At 46.7% G+C, this 1,056-nt stretch carries 1 protein-coding gene; it reads left to right on the top strand.

Going from position 1 to position 1,056, the window contains the following annotated elements:
- Window positions 1-373, top strand: a 373-nt coding sequence (locus NZM05_12550) for a hypothetical protein (protein ID MCS7014444.1), incomplete at its 5' end; no start/stop codon positions are given.
- Window positions 374-1,056: the final 683 nt, after the last annotated feature.

Raw genomic sequence — 1,056 nt, 5'->3', positions numbered from 1 at the left:
CGTTGCCGATACTCGACATGCTTGTAATGCGTGTCTCCTTGCCGAAGCCGAAGACTGGCAAGCCTTTCTGCAAAAACACTCCTTTTTGCCACCAGCAACAGTGCTGCTGATTTGCGATTCGCCAACACCGAAGCGCACTTTTCGAGAACTCGAGGCGCTTGGCGTTCGGTTTCCGATTCTCTTTGATACGACGGGACAGATTTTTCAAGCCTTAAATAGTCGTGGCTCACTGGAAGTATTTTTTCTGTATCGGCATCGGGTCTTGTGCCGCTATGAGCCTAATGTAGGCAACCGCGCTTTAACCCAAGCGATGCAAAAGAAGTTCAGAGACTTTATAGCGCTGTCTGCAGGTCAGAGAGGGCGGCTGATTTGAATTGAGTTGAGGGATAGAACGCAATGCGTTATTTGAGAGGCAAGCTGTGGGAGGCGGTAGAAAGCGGTGTGGCTGGTTGACACACGGTCAGGAAAACCCGACCGAAACGGAAAACCGAATCAGAAAACCGAATCAGAAAACCGAATCAGAAAACCGAAACGGAAAACCGAATCAGAAAACCGAATCAGAAAACCGAAAACGAATGTTCTTGCAAAAAACGAGAAGCGAACTTAAACTTGCCGCAATTCCTGCCACGAGACAGGAAGAAGTCTTCTTAAACTCAAACCTTCAATCAAACGATGAAAAGAAAGATTGCCTTATGCCTTCTTGGTCTTTCGGTTGCACTATTAGCAGTTAGCATTATTGAATTTCCGGAGAGCCGTGCAGCAGCGGGGATTTACCACTGGGGAATCTGTATCGCTCCTAAAAAAATAGGTCAGGCATGTAAGTTCCCAGACGGCAGCATTACATGCTCGCCGTATAAGGATTGTGTCTGGACACCAGTGGAGTAAGGGATGAAGGCGAGAGCGATGAGTTTTTTTTTCAACTCATCGCTGCGTGGATGTTAAAAAAATCTTGGATATGAAATTTCAAATTTGGGCTCCACTTGCCTTATTGGTGCTTCTGGCGTCGTGTAACCAGCAGAAGTTGCAACCTTCTGGTTTAAATGGCTTATCGAAGCA

The sequence above is a fragment of the Chloroherpetonaceae bacterium genome (assembly GCA_025056565.1).
In the GTDB taxonomy this organism is placed as follows: Bacteria; Bacteroidota; Chlorobiia; order Chlorobiales; family Thermochlorobacteraceae; genus Thermochlorobacter.
The sequence above is the reverse complement of the archived record's forward strand: the minus strand, read 5'-3'. Positions and strand labels throughout refer to the sequence as shown.